This window comes from Streptomyces microflavus (genome assembly GCF_014650075.1).
Lineage (GTDB): Bacteria > Actinomycetota > Actinomycetes > Streptomycetales > Streptomycetaceae > Streptomyces > Streptomyces microflavus.
This window is the reverse complement of the sequence record NZ_BMUG01000002.1, coordinates 33,999-50,541: the sequence shown is the minus strand read 5'-3', so window position 1 is coordinate 50,541 and position 16,543 is coordinate 33,999. Positions and strand designations below refer to the sequence as shown.

Here is a 16,543-nt window from a genome sequence, read left to right as displayed (position 1 = left end):
GGGAAACGGGAGGTGGGGGCCGGATGGCCGGACAGAACTGCCTGGCGACGAACGACTGGATCTGCGGCGAGTATCTGCGCTCCCGCAGCCAGGAGTTGACGGACGCCACCGTGCAGCACATCGGGATCACGGTGGTCTCGGTCCTCATCGGGCTCGCCGTCGCCTTTCCGCTGGCGCTGCTCGCCCGCCGGGGCCGTGGCTTCGCCGGGCCGGTGCTCGGGCTGACGACGATCCTCTACACCGTGCCCTCGCTGGCGATGTTCTCGCTGCTGCTGCCCCTGTTCGGGCTCTCCGCGGCGCTGGTCGTCACGGGCCTGGTGCTCTATTCGCTCACCATCCTGGTGCGGAACATCCTGGCCGGCCTCGAAGCGGTCCCGCAGGAGGCCAAGGAGGCCGCCCGGGGCATGGGATACGGGCCGTGGCGGCTGCTGTGGGAGGTGGAGCTCCCGCTCGCGCTGCCCGCGCTGATGGCGGGGCTGCGCATAGCCACCGTGTCGACGGTCGCGCTGACCACGGTCGGCTCGCTCGTCGGCAAGGGCGGCCTCGGCAATCTCATCGAGGACGCGCTGCCGAGCTTCTTCAAGGCCCAGGTGCTCGCCGCCTCCGTCCTGTGCGTGCTGCTCGCGGTCACCGCCGACCTGCTGCTCCTCGGCCTCCAGCGGCTGCTGACGCCCTGGACGCGTATACCGGCGGCGACGGGGGATACGCGTACGGGTGCGGGCGGCGCGGACGGTTCCGGCGGCCCGGGCGGTGCCACGGACGGTTCAGGTGGCCCCGGCGGTCCGGCGGGCATACCCGCCCCGGCGAAGGTGGAGGCGGGCTGACCCGTGGGAGTCATCGGCGAAGCCTGGACCTGGCTGGCCACCGGGGCCAACTGGTCGGGGGACGGCGGAGCCGCACACCGGCTCGGCGAGCATCTGTACGTGAGCGGGGTCGCCCTCGCGGTGGCCTGCGCCATCGCCCTGCCGCTCGCCCTGTACCTGGGGCACATCGGCAGGGGCGGCGCGCTCGCGGTCAACATCTCCAACGTCGGGCGGGCCATTCCGGTCTTCGCGGTGCTGGCCCTCTTCATGGTCACGCCCCTGCGCAACTCCGGCTACTGGCCCACGATCATCGCGCTGGTGCTGTTCGCCGTGCCGCCGCTGCTGACCAACGCCTATGTCGGGATGCGGGAGGTGGACCGGTCCGTGGTGGAGGCCGCCCGGGGCATGGGGATGTCCGGCGGGCAGCTCTTCGTCCGGGTCGAGCTGCCGCTCGCCTACCCGATGATCATGACCGGGCTGCGCTCCGCCGCCGTCCAGGTCGTGGCCACCGCCTCGATCGCCGCCATGGTCGGTCTCGGCGGCCTCGGCCGGATCATCACCGCCGGCTTCAACACCTACGACACCGCGCAGGTCTTCGCGGGCGCGATCCTGGTCGCCGCCCTGGCCCTGCTGGTGGAGGGGGTGCTGGTGGCGCTGGACCGGGTGCTCTCACCGCTGCGCCGCCGCCGCACCGCCTGACGGGCCCGGCGGCCCCCAACTTCCTTTTGGTCACCTTTTTCAGTTCGGACGGAGAACAGACATGAGCAGAACCTCGCGGATAGCCGGAGCGGTCATCGGCATGGTGGCGCTGGCAGGGTCGCTGGCGGCCTGCGGCGGCGACAGCCTGGAGAAGGAGAAGGGCTCCGGCTCCTCGGGCGGCGACAGCAAGAAGGGCTCCCTCGTCGTCGGCTCGGCCTCCTTCACCGAGTCCAAGGTGCTGGCCGAGCTGTACGCGCAGATCCTGGGCGACGCCGGGTACGACACCTCGATCACCACGGTGAAGAACCGCGAGCTGTACGAGCCCTCGCTGGAGAAGGGCGAGATCGACGTCGTCCCCGAATACGCCGCGACGATCACCGAATTCCTCAACGCCAAGGTGAACGGGGCGGAGAAGGCGCAGTCCACCCCCCTCGCCTCCGGAGACGCCGACGCCACGGTCGCCGCTCTGGAGAAGCTCGCGGGCCCGCTGGGCCTCAAGGTGCTCCCGGCCGGTAAGGCCGTCGACCAGAACGCTTTCGCGGTCTCGAAGGAATTCGCCGAGAAGAACAAGCTCACGACCCTTTCCGATCTTGGGAAGTCGAAGCTCAAGGTGAAGATCGCGGCGGGCGACGAGTGCGAGGTGCGGCCCTTCTGCGCACCCGGTCTGAAGAAGACGTACGGCATCGACGTCACCGGTATCGACCCCAAGGGCGTCGGCACCCCGCAGTCCAAGCAGGCCGTCCGCGACGGCAAGGTCGAGCTGGTCCTGACGACCACCACGGACGCGGTGATCGACGGGCTGGTCTTCCTGGAGGACGACAAGAAGCTCCAGAACGCCGACAACGTCCTGCCGGTCCTCAATGCCAAGGACGCGGGCGCCCCGGAGGTCGCCGACGCGCTCGGAAAGCTCACCGACACGCTCACCACGGAGGATCTCGCGGAGCTGAACCGCAAGATCGACGCCGAGCGCGCGAAGCCCGCCGACGTGGCCAAGGAGTATCTGGAGTCGAAGGGTCTGATCAAGAAGTAGGGCTCGGGCGGAGGACATTTCGGGGGCCGTGAGGTAACCGGCGGGGAACAGATTGCCGAGCGGCCCCCAAGTGGCGCGTACACACGGTAAATTTCAGGCCATGCCACGTGGACGCCACCGCCATTCGCCACCCCTTCACAGAATCCTGCCGCCCTCCGTGGTGGCGGGAGTGTCGGTCGTCGGTGCTTCCGGCGCCTGGTTCCTCGCCGAACCCCTCGCCCTGCGCGGCCTGGTGGCCGCCGTGGCCGCCGCCGCCCTGACCGGCGCGTATCTGATGCGCAGCTGGGACCGGGCCGCGGGGCTGCAGGTCGCCGAGCTGACGCGGGCCCGCACCCGTGACGAGTGGCGGGCCGAGGAGCGGATAGCCGAGCTGGAGCAGGACCTGGAGGAGTCGCGCGAGCTGCGCACCCGTCTGGAGACCAAGCTCCGCCGCAAGCGCGTGGAGCTCGCCGGGCTGCGCGGGGAGCACGCGGGACTGCTGCGCCGGTACGCCAACGCCGAGACCGAGCGGGCCAGTGCGCTGGAGGGCCGCAGGCAGCTCGCCATCGAGGCGGCCGCCCCGGCCCCCGAGCTGCCCACGGGACGCTCGACGCCGACCCCGGCCGCCTACCGCCGCGCGGACGAGGCCCTGCTGAACCTCACCCGCAACGCCGCACTCCAGGAAGCCCGCCGCACCGCGGAGCAGGGCGCGGAGGAGGAAGGCCCGCAGGGGAAGGGCGCGGCGGCCACCGGGGCGGGCGAGCACCACCAGCACCGCCGCCCGTCCACCACCCCGCCCGCCCCGGCAGCGCAGACTCCGACTCCGAACGCCCCGGCCGCGAAGACCCCGGATGCGAACGCCCCGGCTGCGCAGCCCCCGGCCGTGAACGCCTCAGGTCCCGACGCCCCGAAAGCCGGCCCCGGCGCCCCGGCGGCCGCCCCCGACGCCACCGGCGTACCGCCCATGAAGGCCCCGGCCCCCGCCGCTCCGGCGCCGATCACGCCGGCCTCCCAGGCCAAGCCGCAGGCCCTCGGTGCCCGGCCCCAGCCCCAGGCGCTCGGCGCCAGGACCCCGGCCTCCAACGTGCCCGTGCACGTACCGCGTTCGGTCCCCACCGCCTCGGCCGTCGTGCCGTACGCGGCGGCCCGCCGCCACCTGGTCCCGCAGGGCACCTTCGACTTCTTCGGCACGCAGAAGACGAACGCCGCCATCGAGGCCGTACAGAACGAGGACCTCGCGGACGTCGTCGGCGAGGAGGCGCTCGCCGACCACCGGACCGGAGCCGCGCAGAACCGGGCCGTCGGCAAGGTCATCGACCTCACCGCGCACGACGAGACCGAGCAGATCGACGTGGCGGAGCTGCGCGGCGCGGTCTCCTAGGAGTCCACGCGCGCTCCTGCTTGTCGACTACTTGTCGATGTCCCCGACGACGAAGAAGAGCGAGCCCAGGATCGCCACCATGTCGGCGACCAGCGTCCCCGGCAGCAGTTCGGTGAGCGCCTGGATGTTGTTGAAGGAGGCGGAGCGCAGCTTCAGCCGGTACGGGGTCTTCTCGCCCTTGGAGACCAGGTAGTAGCCGTTGATGCCGAGCGGGTTCTCCGTCCAGGCGTACGTGTGCCCCTCGGGCGCCTTCAGCACCTTGGGCAGCCGCTGGTTGATGGGGCCCGGCTCCAGGCCTGCCATCCGGTCCAGGCAGGCGTCCGCCAGGTCCAGGGAGTTGAGGGTCTGCTCCAGCAGGCACTCGAAGCGGGCCAGGCAGTCGCCCTCGGTCCGGGTGACGACCTTGAGGGTGTCCTGGAGCTCCCCGTACGCGAGGTACGGCTCGTCGCGCCGCAGGTCGAAGTCGACGCCCGAGGCACGCGCGATCGGCCCCGACACCCCGTACGCGTGCACCGCTTCGGCGGAGAACACGCCCACACCGCGCGTACGGCCCCGGAAGATCTCGTTGCCGAGGACCAGGTTCTCGTACACGTCCATGCGGGAGCGGACCGAGGCGACGGCGTCGCGTACCCGCCCCGACCAGCCCGCCGGGACGTCCTCCTTGAGCCCGCCGACCCGGTTGAACATGTAGTGCATCCGGCCGCCGGAGACCTCCTCCATCACCGCCTGGAGCTCCTCGCGCTCCCGGAAGGCGTGGAAGACCGGGGTGATCCCGCCGAGTTCGAGCGGGTAGGAGCCGAGGAACATCAGGTGGTTGAGGACCCGGTTCAGCTCGGCGAGCAGCGTCCGCGTCCAGACCGCGCGCTCGGGGACCTCCATGCCGAGCATCCGCTCGACGGCCATCACGACACCCAGCTCGTTCGAGAACGCGGAGAGCCAGTCGTGGCGGTTGGCGAGCATGATGATCTGCCGGTAGTCGCGGGCCTCGAAGAGCTTCTCCGCGCCCCGGTGCATATAGCCGATGACCGGCTCGGCGTGCTGGATGCGTTCACCGTCCAGGACGATCCGCAGCCGGAGCACCCCGTGAGTCGAGGGGTGTTGCGGGCCGATGTTCAGCACCATGTCGGTGCTCTCCGCCGCGCCGCCGATGCCGATGGTCGTCTCCGTCATGGGCGCCAGTATCCCCCGACCGGGCCCCGCCGCACCGGCGGTCACCTCAGGCCCGCCCCCACGTGGTGCAGCAGCCAGCCGAAGTCGCCGAGCCCGCCGCGCGCGGTCAGCTCCGCCGCCTCGCCCGCCGCCGACAGCGCCCGCAGATACCCCGCCGGATCGGATGCGGCCAGGCCCAGCGGCGGCCGGTCGCCAAAGACCCCCAGCCGGCCGAGCGCCGCCCGCTGGTCGGTGAGTTCGGCGACTCCGCGCGTGACGGCCGCCGCACACGCGTCCAGCGCCACATGCGCGGTCAGGTCGCAGGAGCCGTCCGGCACCGGGTGCACCTCCCGCCCGCCCCGGAACCCGGTCAGCGTCCCGAAGGGCGGCCGCCGGCCCCGTACATGCGCGTAGTCCACCGCCACCGCGAGCCCGGCCTCCAGCGAACCCACCGCCCGCGCCCAGGCGAGGTCCCGGGGCAGCCCGATCTCCGCCCGCTCACCGGGCGCCGACAGCGGCCACCACCGCTCCAGCCACTCCGCGTCCGCCCCGGTCACCGGCGGACCCGGCCGCTCGGCCCCGTCCGGGCTCCGCACCTGTACGTACCGGGCGACGCCGTCCCCGTCCGCCTCCGCCACCTCCACCGGCACGTTGTCCAGCCACTCGTTGGCGAACAGCAGCCCGGTGACGCCCCGGGGCGGCTCGGCGCACCAGACGATCCGGGGGTCCAGCCCCGGGGGACGGGCGGTGACCTCCACCCCGTACGGGATCACCTCCAGCCCCTCCGGGACGGCGGCGAGCACCCCCGTCAGCAGCTCACCGCGCCCGGCCCCGACATCGACCAGGTCCACCGTGCCGACACCCAGCTCCGCCGCCGTCCGGGCCAGCAGCGCGGCCACCGCCCGCGCGAACAGGGGCGACGCGTGGACCGACGTACGGAAGTGGCCCGCCGGCCCGTCCGGGCTCCGGACCGGACTCCGGTAGAAGCCCTCGTCCCCGTACAAAGCGGTCTGTGCCGCCTCCCGCCACCCCTGCCACTCCTCCGTCATGTGGGCAAGTCTCCACCTTGGGGAGTACGGTCCCAGGATCTGGATCGACCCTCCGGTTGACCCGGGCACCTATCCGTTGTCCCTACGCTGGGCTACGTGCAGCGCCTCTACGATTTTCTCCGCAGACACCCGACGGGCGTCGACGTCTTCTGGGCGGTCGTCCTCCTCGGGCTCTCCGGCATGTCGATGGTGTCGGGCATGTACGACGCCGGCCGGGAGGAGATCCTCGCGATTCCGGTTGCGCTCGGCCTCTCCACGGTCGTGGCGCTGCGCCGACGCCTCCCCGAGAAGATGCTGCTGCTCGCCATCGCGGTGGGGGTGCTCCAGCTGGTCGGCGACGTCCGGCCGAACATCGGCAACTTCGCGATGCTGGTGATCACCTTCACGGTGGCCACGATCGGGGAGCGCTGGGCCTCCCGGCTCGCCCTGATCTGCAGCCTGACCGCCGCGGGCCTGTCCCAGCTGCGCTGGGAGGCCGAGCCGGGCGGCTCCTGGCCCCAGCAGATCTTCGTGACGGTCATCATGACGGTGCCGTTCGTGCTGGCCTGGGTGATGGGCGACTCGCTGCGGACCCGGCGGGCCTACTTCAACCAGCTGGAGGAGCGCGCCGCCCGGCTGGAGCGGGAGCGCGAGGCGCAGTCCAAGGTCGCCGTGGCCGCCGAGCGGGCCCGGATCGCCCGCGAACTGCACGACGTCGTCGCGCACAACGTCTCCGTGATGGTGGTTCAGGCCGACGGCGCCGCGTACGTCATGGACGCGGCGCCCGACCAGGCCCGGCAGGCGCTGGAGACCATCTCCTCGACCGGCCGGCAGGCGCTGGCCGAGATGCGCCGACTGCTGGGGGTGCTGCGGACCGGCGACACCCGGGAGGGCGGGGAGTACGTCCCGCAGCCCGACGTGGAGCAGATCGAGGACCTGGTCGACCAGGTCCGCCGGACCGGTCTGGCGGTGGACTTCAAGGTGGAGGGCACCGCCCGCCCGCTGCCGAGCGGCGTGGAGCTGACCGCGTACCGCATCGTGCAGGAAGCCCTCACCAACACCCGCAAGCACGGCGGCCCCGACGCCGGGGCCAGTGTCCGGCTGGTCTACTTCGACGACGGCCTCGGGCTGCTGGTCGAGGACGACGGCCGGGGCGCGGCGCACGAGCTGTACGAGGACGGCGGCGCGGACGGCGCCGGGCACGGGATGATCGGGATGCGGGAGCGGGTCGGCATGGTCGGCGGCACCCTGGACGCGGGGCCACGGCCCGGCGGCGGGTTCCGGATCAGCGCGCTGCTGCCGCTCAAGCCCGCCGACTGACGCCGACGCCCCCAGAGCAACCCCCTACCACCCATACAGGACAGGACAGACCCCATGGCCATCCGCGTGATGCTCGTCGACGACCAGGTGCTGCTGCGTACGGGCTTCCGGATGGTCCTGGCCGCCCAGCCCGACATGGAGGTGGTGGCCGAGGCCGGGGACGGCGCGGAGGCGATCGAGATCCTGCGCGCCACGGCGGTCGACGTGGTCCTGATGGACGTCCGCATGCCCCGCCTGGACGGCGTCGAGGCGACCCGCCGGATCTGCGCGCAGCCGAATCCGCCGAAGGTGCTGATCCTGACGACGTTCGACCTGGACGAGTACGCCTTCTCCGGGCTGAAGGCCGGGGCCAGTGGCTTCATGCTCAAGGACGTGCCGCCGGCCGAGCTGCTCTCCGCGATCCGCTCGGTGCACAGCGGTGACGCCGTGGTCGCCCCCTCCACCACCCGCCGCCTGCTCGACCGCTTCTCGCCGATGCTGCCCAGCAGCGAGAAGGAGCCCAAGAACAAGCACATCGAGAAGCTCACCGAACGCGAACGCGAAGTGATGCTCCTGGTCGCGCAGGGCCTCTCGAACGGGGAGATCGCGGCCCACCTCGTGCTCTCCGAGGCGACGGTCAAGACCCACGTCGGCCGCATCCTCACCAAGCTGAACCTGCGCGACCGGGTCCAGGTCGTCGTCCTCGCCTACGAGACGGGCCTGGTGCGCGCGGGCGGCGGAGCGGGCTGAGGCCCGCCCGACGGCGAGCCCTACCGCAGCACGCCCTCCAGGAAGTCGCTGCCGATGCGGGCGACGACCGTCAGGTCCAGCTGGTGCAGTACGTAGCGCCCGCGGCGCCGGGTCGTGATCAGGCCGGCCTTCTTCAGGACCGACAGGTGCCGGGAGACCTCCGGCGCGGTGATGCTGTGCGAGTCGGCGAGTTCGCCGGTGGTGTACGCCGAGCGGGCCAGGTTGCGGCACAGGCGCATCCGCATCGGGTGGGCCAGGGCCTCCATCCGGAGCTGGAGCAGCTCCACGGACGCGGGGGTCGGCAGGTCGGGCATCCGGACCGGGTAGTGGATCACCGGCCGCCAGCCGGGGGCGTGCAGCACCATCAGGTGCGGCCAGCCGAAGCTGCTGGGCATCAGGGTGAGCCCGGTGCCGACGGCGGGGTCGACGGCGGTGGTCCGGCCCTCGGCCAGCTTGTCGACGGAGAGCCTGCCCGCCTCCTCGTCGAGGGTCATCGCGGCGGAGACCGCCCCCATCGCCTCCCCGACGCCCTTGCGCCGCATCAGCTCCGTCTTGTGCCGGGCGTCGGCGACCAGCTGGACCGAGACCCGGCGCCAGGTGTCCGCGAAGAACGCCTGGTCGAGGTCCTCGAAGAGCCGCCGGATCCAGCGGCGTACGGGGGCGGGGTCGGCCAGCAGCCGATGGGTGAACTCCACCTGCCGGGGGCCGCGTGCCGCCGCCATCTCCAGGGCGCGGGCCCGCATCCCCGGGTCCGACAGCGGTGACGCGGAGCCCGCCCCGTAGAGGCTCGCGCAGGTGAACTCCAGCGCGGCGGTGACGAACCGCTCGTCGTCCAGCCGGTCCAGGATGTCCAGGTCCTCGGCCAGGTTCGCCCCGGTCCTGCCGTCGCCGCCGCGGATTCCGGCGAACGGCATGAAGACGTCGGAGAAGGTGTTCCGCCAGAGGAACTCCGCCTCCAGCAGCCGGTCGGCGAGATCGGGCTCCAGCGCCGCCGCGGTCGCGGTGGCCCAGCCGTGCACACCGGGGTGGTGGCCGGGCTCGGAGAGCGCGTGCAGAGCGACCCCCAGCTCGGCGAGGGGGGAGGTCGCGAATTCGATGCGATCGGAGGGCAGGCCCGCGATGTCTATGTACACGCTCACCCGTCCATAGTGCGGGTACGCGGACGGGCCGTCGTTTCATTTGACGGTGGCCGTCAATCAACGGGCGGCCCCGCCGTGACCTGCGCACGCTGGATACATGGACGCCATGCAGCAGCACATGCTCGACACCTACCGCGCGGCCTGCCTCGGCGAGCCCGCCCCGCCCCCGCCGGGCCGCCACGACCGCAGGACCCTGCGCGACCTCTACCACCACTGGCTGACCCACCCCCCGACGGAGAACCGGCCCGCCCGACACCACTCCAGCCCGTCCGGCGCTTGAGGACGGACCCCCGACGCCCGGGGGCCGGCCCCGCGACAGGCCCCTACGCCAGGAGCCCCACGAACACCGCCACCGCCTCCCGCACATCGTCCGCCGACCACTCCAGCCCGGCCCCGGAAACCGTCACCTCGGTGACCGAAACCCCCGGCGGCAACCCGGCCGCCCCCGCCGCGGAACCCCACCGCCGGAACAACGTCACCCCCGTCTCCTCCGCCTGCCGCAGCGACGCCTCGTCCAGCACCTCGGCCCCGTACGGCAGCCAGACCTGGAACTGGTGCGTGTGCGGCGGCTCCGGATGCACCCGGAACCACGGCACCCCCGCCGCCGCGAACCCCTCCGCCATCGCACCGGCCACCACCTTGGCGTGGTCCACGTACGTCGGCAGCAGAGGCAGCTCCCGGTCCAGCCCGATCAGGGCGGAGAGCGCCGCCGGGTACTGCTGGAAGAGCTGCCCCCCGTACCGGTGGCGCCACACCCGCGCCTCCTCCACCAGCACGTCGGGACCCGCAAGCACGGCCCCCGACAGCCCGTCCAGCGACTTGTAGAAGGAGACGTACACGCTGTCCGCGAGCGCCGCGATCTCCTGGAGGTCCCGCCCGAAGTGCGGACCGCACTCCCAGAGCCGCGCCCCGTCCAGATGGACCACCGCGTCCCGCTCCCGGGCCGCCGCGACGGTCGCCTCCAGCTCGTCCCAGGTGGGCAGGACGAACCCGGCGTCCCGCAGCGGCAGCTCCAGCATCAGCGTGCCGAACGGCTCGGGGAAGTCCCGCACCTCCTCGGCGCTCGGCATCCGGGGCGCGGACGTCAGGTGCACCGTACGCAGCCCGCTCACCGCCCCGAGCGACCCCTCCTCGTGCAGCTCCGGGTGGGCCAGGGGGTGCAGCGCCACCGTCGCGTTGCCCGTGCGCCCCGCCCAGCAGCGCAGCGCGACCTGCTGGGCCATGGTCCCGGTCGGGAAGAACGCGGCCGCCTCCGTCCCCAGCAGCCCGGCCACCCGCCGCTCCAGAGCGGCGACGACCCCGCCCCCGTACACATCCACCGCGTCGTCCGGATCGTGTACGGAACCGGCCCCGGCCGCCAGCGCCGCGAGCCCGTCGCCCACCGTGCGGTCCGTGGACCGGCGCGCCAGCACCAGTCGGGACCCGCGCCAGGCGGCCAGTCGGCGCCGCCGCTGCTCCTGCTCATCCATGGCTGTCATGGGACGATCATCCCCCGGACCACTGACGGCACGCCCGGGTGTTTCCCGTCCGCCCCGCAGAGTTATCCACAGGCTGTGGGCGGTGGGCGGGCTTCGCCGAAACGCTGGCGTAGCATGCAGAGAAATCGTCCGGTACCCCCCGCGGACTGGAACGGAAGGCCATCGCCGCGTGAATACGACAGTTCCGAAGGAACCCCTCGACGCGAGGGACCGCCCCGCCCGCCTCACCGTCGGCGTCGTGGGAGCGGGCCGCGTCGGCCCCGCACTCGCCGCCGCGCTCCAGCTCGCCGGGCACCGCCCGGTGGCCGTCTCGGGCGTCTCCGACGCCTCCAGGCGCCGCGCGGCCACCCTGCTCCCCGACGTTCCCGTGGTGGAGCCCGCAGAGGTCCTGGCCCGCGCCGAGCTGGTGCTGCTGACCGTCCCCGACGACGCGCTGCCCTCCCTGGTCGAGGGGCTCGCCGAGACCGGCGCCGTACGGCCGGGACAGCTCCTCGTCCACACCTCCGGGCGGTACGGGGCCCGGGTCCTGGACCCCGCGCTGCGGGCCGGGGCCCTGCCGCTCGCGCTGCACCCCGCGATGACGTTCACCGGCTCCTCCGTCGACGTCCAGCGGCTGGCGGGCTGCTCCTTCGGGGTCACCGCCCCCGAGGAGCTGCGGCTGGCCGCCGAAGCGCTGGTCATCGAGATGGGCGGCGAGCCGGAGTGGATCGCCGAGGAGTCCCGCCCGCTCTACCACGCGGCCCTCGCCCTCGGCGCGAACCACCTGGTCACCCTGGTCGCCGAGTCGATGGAGCTGCTGGCCAAGGCCGGGGTCACCGCCCCGGACCGGATGCTCGGCCCGCTGCTGGGCGCCGCCCTGGACAACGCCCTGCGCTCCGGCGACGCCGCGCTGACCGGCCCGGTGGCCCGGGGCGACGCGGGCACGGTCGCCGCGCACATCGGCGAGCTGCGCACGCACGCCCCGCAGATGGTCGGGGGCTACCTCGCGATGGCCCGCGCCACGGCCGACCGGGCGCTGGCCCACGGCCTCCTCAAGCCGGAGCTGGCGGAGGACCTGCTCGTCGCCCTGGCCGACCAGGAAAGCCGCCCCGGACCGGGGGAGACCCGATGACCACCAGCAGCCGTACGGGAAACACGGGCCCCACGGCCCTCCAGGGCACCGCCCCCGCGCTCCAGGGCACCACCCCAGCCCTCCTGCGCACCGCAGCCGAGCTCGACGCGCTGCCCCGCCCCGCCGGAGCCGAGCGGGCCGTCGTCATGACGATGGGCGCCCTCCACGAGGGCCACGCCACCCTGATCCGTGCCGCCCGCGAGGCAGCGGGCCCGGACGGCCAGGTCGTGGTCACCGTCTTCGTGAACCCGCTCCAGTTCGGCGAGGCCGCCGACCTGGACCGCTATCCGCGCACCCTGGACGCCGACCTGGAGACCGCCGCCGCAGCGGGCGCGGACGCCGTCTTCGCCCCCGGTGTGGACGAGGTCTACCCCGGCGGCGAGCCCCAGGTCAGGATCACCGCTGGCCCCATGGGCGAGCGCCTCGAAGGAGCATCCCGCCCCGGCCACTTCGACGGCATGCTCACCGTCGTCGCCAAGCTCCTCCACCTCACCCGCCCCGACGAGGCGTTCTACGGGCAGAAGGACGCCCAGCAGCTCGCCCTGATCCGCCGCATGGTCCGCGACCTGAACTTCGGCGTCCGGATCACCGGCGTCCCCACCGTCCGCGACCCCGACGGCCTCGCGCTCTCCAGCCGCAACCGTTTCCTCTCCCCGCAGGAGCGGCACACCGCCCTCGCCCTGCCCCGCGCCCTGTTCGCGGCGCGCGACCGGCTCGCCGCCCAGCAGGCCCTGCACGAGCGCGCCAAGGCCACCGCCCCCGGCGGCGACGGCCGGGCCGCCGGGCTCAACAGGCTCGGCGAGGCCAGGGCCGCCGCCGACGCCCAGGCCGTGGCCCTGGCCCGGCCGAACGGGGCGCCCGCCGCCGTACGGGCCACCGCGCGCGCGATCCTGGAAGAGGCCGCCACTCGGGGCAAGTACCCCCTCGTCCTGGACTACCTGGCCCTGGTCGACCCGGCGGACTTCACCGAGATCCCCGACGACCGCGAGAGCGGCGAGGCGGTCCTCGCCGTCGCCGCCCGGGTCGGGGAGACCCGCCTCATCGACAACATCCCCCTCACCTTCGGAGCCCTCTCGTGACCGGAATACGGCTGACCGCCCCCGCCCCCGGCTGGGCCATCGACGCGGACGTCGTGGTGGTCGGCTCCGGAGTCGCCGGTCTCACCACCGCCCTGCGCTGCGCGGCCGCCGGCCTGGACACCGTGGTGGTCACCAAGGCGCGGCTCGACGACGGTTCGACCCGCTGGGCCCAGGGCGGTATCGCCGCGGCGCTCGGCGAGGGCGACACCCCCGAGCAGCACCTGGACGACACCCTCGTCGCGGGCGCGGGCCTCTGCGACGAGGAGGCCGTACGGGTCCTGGTCACCGAGGGCCCCGACGCCGTCCGCCGCCTGATCACCACCGGCGCCACCTTCGACACCACCGACAGCGGCGACATAGCGCTGACCCGCGAGGGCGGCCACCACCGCCGCCGCATCGCCCACGCGGGCGGTGACGCGACCGGCGCGGAGATCTCCCGCGCCCTGGTCGAGGCGGTCCGCTCGGCCGCCCTGCACACCATCGAGAACGCCCTGGTCCTGGACCTGCTCACCGACGCCGAAGGCCGTACGGCAGGGGTCTCCCTGCACGTCATGGGCGAGGGCCAGCACGACGGCGTCGGCGCGGTCCGCGCCCCCTCGGTCGTCCTCGCCACCGGCGGCATGGGCCAGGTCTTCTCCGCCACCACCAACCCGTCGGTCTCCACCGGCGACGGTGTGGCGCTGGCGCTGCGGGCCGGGGCCGAGGTCTCCGATCTGGAGTTCGTCCAGTTCCACCCGACCGTCCTCTTCCTCGGCGCCGACTCCGAGGGCCAGCAGCCGCTGGTCTCCGAGGCGGTACGCGGCGAGGGCGCCCACCTCGTCGACGCGGCCGGCACCCGCTTCATGCTCGGCCAGCACGAGCTGGCCGAGCTGGCCCCCCGCGACATCGTCGCCAAGGCCATCACCCGGCAGATGCACGAGCACGGCACCGAGCACATGTATCTGGACGCCCGGCACTTCGGCGCCCGGATGTGGGAGCAGCGCTTCCCCACCATCCTGGCCGCCTGCCGCGCCCATGGCATCGACCCGGTCACCGAGCCGATCCCGGTCGCCCCGGCCGCGCACTACGCCTCCGGCGGCATCCGCACCGACCTGCGCGGCCGGACGACCGTCCCCGGCCTGTACGCCTGCGGCGAGGTCGCCTGTACGGGGGTGCACGGGGCGAACCGGCTGGCGTCGAACTCCCTCCTGGAGGGCCTGGTCTTCGCCGAGCGCATCGCCGCGGACATCGCCCAGACCCGCCCGCCCCGCACCGAACCGGCGGAAGCCTCGGGCGAGGGCGCCGACGACCCCGTCGCGCTGCTCGCACCCGAGGCCCGTACGGCGATCCAGCGCACCATGACCCGGGGCGCCGGAGTCCTGCGCTCCGCCGCCAGCCTGGCCACCGCCGCCGAGGAGCTGGAGGCCCTGCACCGCAGCGCCGCCGCCGACGCGGACGCCGCCGACCCGAAGGACGCGGTCCCCGGGGTCGACGCCTGGGAGGTCACCAACCTGCTGCTGGTCTCCCGGGTCCTGGTCGCCGCCGCCCGGGAGCGCGAGGAGACCCGCGGCTGCCACTGGCGCGAGGACCGGCCCGACCGCGACGACGAGCACTGGCGCCGCCACCTGGTCGTCCGCATCGCCCCGGACCGCACCCCGGTCGTCCACCGCACGGAGACCGCCGCATTCCCGCCCGTACGCCCGGCGGATTGAGCAGACTGCTGGAAAGCAGCGGCGCGAGCCGCACCCGCACCACCCGCCACGCCCCGAGGAGCCGCAACCGTGTCCACGCCCGAAGAGAATCCGCGCCCCACACCTGTGGACGTACCGCTGATCCGGGTCGGCGCGCCCGCACCTTCCGCGCCCTCGGGAGGCTGCGGCGACGGCTGCGGCTGTGGCGGGGACGACGGATTCGACCCCGAAGCCCTGGAGTGCGGCCTGGACCCGGCGCTCGCCCTGCTGCTGGCCGAGGCGGGGCTCGACCCCGTCCAGGTCGAGGACGTCGCCCATGTGGCGATCGAGGAGGACCTCGACGGCGGGGTGGACGTCACGACCGTGGCGACCGTCCCCGAGGACGCCGTGATCACCGGTGACTTCACCGCCCGTGAGGCGGGGGTCGTGGCCGGGCTGCGGGTCGCCGAGGCGGTCCTGTCGATCGTCTGCACCGAGGAGTTCGAGGTCGAGCGGCACGTCGAGGACGGCGAGCGCATCGCCCCCGGCCAGAAGCTGCTGACCGTCACCACCCGCACCCGCGACCTGCTGACCGGCGAGCGCAGCGCGCTCAACCTGCTCTGCCGCCTCTCCGGCATCGCGACCGCCACCCGCGCCTGGGCGGACGTGCTGGAGGGTTCCAAAGCCCAGGTCCGCGACACCCGTAAGACGACGGCGGGTCTGCGCGCGCTGGAGAAGTACGCGGTGCGCTGCGGCGGCGGCGTCAACCACCGGATGTCGCTCTCCGACGCGGCCCTGGTCAAGGACAACCACGTCATCGCGGCGGGCGGGGTCGCGGAGGCGTTCAAGCGCGTCCGTGCCGAATTCCCCGACCTGCCCATCGAGGTGGAGGTCGACACGATGGAGCAGGTCCGCGAGGTGCTGGACGCGGGCGTCGACCTGATCCTGCTGGACAACTTCACCCCGGCCGAGACGGCGGAGGCGGTGGCCCTGGTCGCCGGCCGCGCGGTCCTCGAATCCTCCGGCCGCCTCACCCTCGACTCGGCCCGCGCCTACGCGGACGCGGGCGTCGACTACCTGGCCGTCGGGGCGCTCACCCACTCCTCGCCGATCCTCGACATCGGCCTGGACTTCCGCGACGCGTCCACCACCGACGGGGCCGGCGCCTGATGCTGCTCACCATCGACGTCGGCAACACGCACACGGTCCTCGGCCTCTTCGACGGCGAGGAGATCGTCGAGCACTGGCGGATCTCCACCGACGCCCGCCGCACCGCCGACGAGCTGGCGGTCCTGCTCCAGGGCCTGATGGGCATGCACCCGCTGCTCGGCATGGAGCTGGGCGACGGCATCGAGGGCATCGCGATCTGCGCGACCGTCCCCTCGGTCCTGCACGAGCTGCGCGAGGTCACCCGCCGCTATTACGGCGACGTCCCCGCCGTCCTGGTGGAGCCCGGCGTCAAGACCGGTGTGCCGGTCCTGATGGACAACCCCAAGGAGGTCGGCGCGGACCGCATCATCAACGCGGTCGCCGCCGTCGAGCTGTACGGGGGCCCGGCGATCGTCGTCGACTTCGGCACCGCCACCACCTTCGACGCGGTCTCCGCCCGTGGGGAGTACGCGGGCGGGGTCATCGCCCCCGGCATCGAGATCTCCGTCGAGGCGCTCGGCGTCAAGGGCGCCCAGCTCCGCAAGATCGAGCTGGCCCGGCCGCGCAGCGTGATCGGCAAGAACACCGTCGAGGCCATGCAGTCCGGCATCATCTACGGCTTCGCGGGCCAGGTCGACGGCGTCGTGGCCCGGATGAAGAAGGAGCTGACGGCCGACCCGGACGACGTCACGGTCATCGCGACCGGCGGCCTTGCTCCGATGGTGTTGGGGGAGTCCTCCGTGATCGACGAGCACGAGCCGTGGCTGACGCTCATCGGCCTGCGCCTGGTCTACGAGCGGAACGTGTCCCGGTCGTAGGG

At 73.3% G+C, this 16,543-nt stretch carries 16 protein-coding genes; 12 read left to right on the top strand and 4 right to left on the bottom strand.

Annotated features, from left to right (window positions below; translation table 11 throughout):
* The first annotated feature begins 23 nt into the window (after nt 1-23).
* The 4 genes from IE264_RS05265 (at nt 24) to IE264_RS05250 (ending at nt 3,892) form a co-directional block, all read left to right on the top strand.
* Nucleotides 24-824, top strand: coding sequence for an ABC transporter permease (locus IE264_RS05265; RefSeq protein WP_031124009.1), 801 nt, complete (start codon nt 24-26; stop codon nt 822-824).
* 3 nt (nt 825-827) lie between these two features.
* A complete protein-coding gene (locus IE264_RS05260) occupies nt 828-1,502 on the top strand; it encodes an ABC transporter permease (protein ID WP_015609351.1) in 675 nt (224 codons plus the stop codon).
* Nucleotides 1,503-1,563: 61 nt separating this feature from the next.
* Complete coding sequence (locus IE264_RS05255) at nt 1,564-2,532, top strand: ABC transporter substrate-binding protein (RefSeq protein WP_032758670.1); 969 nt, start codon at nt 1,564-1,566, stop codon at nt 2,530-2,532.
* A 100-nt stretch (nt 2,533-2,632) separates the two neighbouring features.
* Nucleotides 2,633-3,892: a hypothetical protein gene (locus tag IE264_RS05250; RefSeq protein WP_434099275.1), complete on the top strand. Its 1,260-nt coding sequence runs from the start codon at nt 2,633-2,635 to the stop codon at nt 3,890-3,892.
* 27 nt (nt 3,893-3,919) lie between these two features.
* On the opposite strand, the gene IE264_RS05245 is transcribed toward IE264_RS05250, so the two are convergent.
* Nucleotides 3,920-5,062, bottom strand: coding sequence for an NADH-quinone oxidoreductase subunit D (locus tag IE264_RS05245; RefSeq protein WP_031124013.1), 1,143 nt, complete (start codon nt 5,060-5,062; stop codon nt 3,920-3,922).
* A 41-nt stretch (nt 5,063-5,103) separates the two neighbouring features.
* Complete coding sequence (locus IE264_RS05240) at nt 5,104-6,090, bottom strand: SAM-dependent methyltransferase (protein WP_032758668.1); 987 nt, start codon at nt 6,088-6,090, stop codon at nt 5,104-5,106.
* Nucleotides 6,091-6,186: 96 nt separating this feature from the next.
* Here IE264_RS05240 and IE264_RS05235 point away from each other — a divergent pair, with 96 nt between their 5' ends.
* Nucleotides 6,187-7,389, top strand: coding sequence for a sensor histidine kinase (locus tag IE264_RS05235; protein ID WP_032758667.1), 1,203 nt, complete (start codon nt 6,187-6,189; stop codon nt 7,387-7,389).
* A gap of 54 nt (nt 7,390-7,443) precedes the next feature.
* On the top strand, nt 7,444-8,118 hold the full coding sequence (locus IE264_RS05230) for a response regulator transcription factor (protein ID WP_015609345.1): 675 nt from the start codon (nt 7,444-7,446) through the stop codon (nt 8,116-8,118).
* Nucleotides 8,119-8,138: 20 nt separating this feature from the next.
* On the opposite strand, the gene IE264_RS05225 is transcribed toward IE264_RS05230, so the two are convergent.
* Nucleotides 8,139-9,251, bottom strand: coding sequence for a DUF5937 family protein (locus tag IE264_RS05225; RefSeq protein WP_015609344.1), 1,113 nt, complete (start codon nt 9,249-9,251; stop codon nt 8,139-8,141).
* A 103-nt stretch (nt 9,252-9,354) separates the two neighbouring features.
* Here IE264_RS05225 and IE264_RS05220 point away from each other — a divergent pair, with 103 nt between their 5' ends.
* Nucleotides 9,355-9,537, top strand: a complete 183-nt coding sequence (locus IE264_RS05220) for a hypothetical protein (RefSeq protein WP_031124017.1) — start codon at nt 9,355-9,357, stop codon at nt 9,535-9,537.
* 43 nt (nt 9,538-9,580) lie between these two features.
* Here IE264_RS05220 and IE264_RS05215 read toward each other — a convergent pair whose 3' ends face one another.
* Nucleotides 9,581-10,735 carry a threonine aldolase family protein gene (locus IE264_RS05215; RefSeq protein WP_032758666.1) on the bottom strand — a complete coding sequence of 385 codons (1,155 nt, stop codon included), beginning with the start codon at nt 10,733-10,735 and terminating at the stop codon, nt 9,581-9,583.
* 169 nt (nt 10,736-10,904) lie between these two features.
* On the opposite strand from IE264_RS05215, the gene IE264_RS05210 reads away from it, so the two are divergent.
* The 5 genes from IE264_RS05210 to IE264_RS05190 all read left to right on the top strand — a co-directional run bounded on the left by IE264_RS05210 (nt 10,905) and on the right by IE264_RS05190 (nt 16,541).
* Nucleotides 10,905-11,846: a Rossmann-like and DUF2520 domain-containing protein gene (locus IE264_RS05210; protein ID WP_015609341.1), complete on the top strand. Its 942-nt coding sequence runs from the start codon at nt 10,905-10,907 to the stop codon at nt 11,844-11,846.
* On the top strand, nt 11,843-12,925 hold the full coding sequence (panC, locus tag IE264_RS05205) for a pantoate--beta-alanine ligase (RefSeq protein ID WP_229887401.1): 1,083 nt from the start codon (nt 11,843-11,845) through the stop codon (nt 12,923-12,925). Before IE264_RS05210 ends, panC begins: the two co-directional genes overlap by 4 nt.
* Nucleotides 12,922-14,616 (top strand): L-aspartate oxidase, encoded by a 1,695-nt coding sequence (locus IE264_RS05200; protein ID WP_032758665.1) that lies wholly within the window; start codon nt 12,922-12,924, stop codon nt 14,614-14,616. The genes panC and IE264_RS05200 overlap by 4 nt, the downstream gene beginning before the upstream one ends.
* Nucleotides 14,617-14,721: 105 nt before the next feature.
* Nucleotides 14,722-15,744, top strand: coding sequence for a carboxylating nicotinate-nucleotide diphosphorylase (nadC, locus tag IE264_RS05195; protein ID WP_032758664.1), 1,023 nt, complete (start codon nt 14,722-14,724; stop codon nt 15,742-15,744).
* On the top strand, nt 15,744-16,541 hold the full coding sequence (locus IE264_RS05190) for a type III pantothenate kinase (RefSeq protein ID WP_015609337.1): 798 nt from the start codon (nt 15,744-15,746) through the stop codon (nt 16,539-16,541). Before nadC ends, IE264_RS05190 begins: the two co-directional genes overlap by 1 nt.
* Nucleotides 16,542-16,543: the final 2 nt, after the last annotated feature.

What these genes read in the sequence shown, in the direction of transcription:
- IE264_RS05245 (WP_031124013.1), bottom strand. Translation starts at nt 5,062, where the DNA reads ATGACGGAGACGACCATCGGCATCGGCGGCGCGGCGGAGAGCACCGAC.
- IE264_RS05190 (WP_015609337.1), top strand. Translation starts at nt 15,744, where the DNA reads ATGCTGCTCACCATCGACGTCGGCAACACGCACACGGTCCTCGGCCTC.
- IE264_RS05240 (WP_032758668.1), bottom strand. Translation starts at nt 6,090, where the DNA reads ATGACGGAGGAGTGGCAGGGGTGGCGGGAGGCGGCACAGACCGCTTTG.
- IE264_RS05220 (WP_031124017.1), top strand. Translation starts at nt 9,355, where the DNA reads ATGGACGCCATGCAGCAGCACATGCTCGACACCTACCGCGCGGCCTGC.
- IE264_RS05230 (WP_015609345.1), top strand. Translation starts at nt 7,444, where the DNA reads ATGGCCATCCGCGTGATGCTCGTCGACGACCAGGTGCTGCTGCGTACG.
- IE264_RS05250 (WP_434099275.1), top strand. Translation starts at nt 2,633, where the DNA reads ATGCCACGTGGACGCCACCGCCATTCGCCACCCCTTCACAGAATCCTG.
- IE264_RS05215 (WP_032758666.1), bottom strand. Translation starts at nt 10,735, where the DNA reads ATGACAGCCATGGATGAGCAGGAGCAGCGGCGGCGCCGACTGGCCGCC.
- IE264_RS05265 (WP_031124009.1), top strand. Translation starts at nt 24, where the DNA reads ATGGCCGGACAGAACTGCCTGGCGACGAACGACTGGATCTGCGGCGAG.
- IE264_RS05255 (WP_032758670.1), top strand. Translation starts at nt 1,564, where the DNA reads ATGAGCAGAACCTCGCGGATAGCCGGAGCGGTCATCGGCATGGTGGCG.
- panC (WP_229887401.1), top strand. Translation starts at nt 11,843, where the DNA reads ATGACCACCAGCAGCCGTACGGGAAACACGGGCCCCACGGCCCTCCAG.